Below are 304 nucleotides of genomic sequence, written 5' to 3' on the forward strand. Positions count from 1 at the left end.
GGGTGACACTATACACTGGGCTTTTATAATTCATTATTTCACCTCATAAAATATTATTATATTTCTCTAATGCGTTTTTTCGCTTCTCTAATTCTAGCTTTGTCTGGCCGAATCCCATGTATTTACAGGTATAATCATTTTTTAAAATCGCAATACACATTCGTTTGTAGGTAGGAACGCTTGCGAATTCTTTGATTTTCAAATCGTCTGGATACTCCTTAAAACGAACGATTTCCATTGGATTAGTATATACTCGGTTATTTTGTGGTTTACCTAGGAAGTCTGCTTGTATCTCTAGATTTTT

Annotated in this window: 1 protein-coding gene; it reads right to left on the minus strand. The window is 33.6% G+C overall.

Annotated features, from left to right (window positions below; genetic code table 11):
• Positions 1-43: 43 nt before the first annotated feature.
• A partial coding sequence (locus tag ACX6XY_RS30175) for a DUF3440 domain-containing protein (protein WP_460337831.1) occupies positions 44-304 on the minus strand: 261 nt, incomplete at its 5' end.

The sequence above is a fragment of the Streptomyces sp. O3 genome (assembly GCF_054788135.1).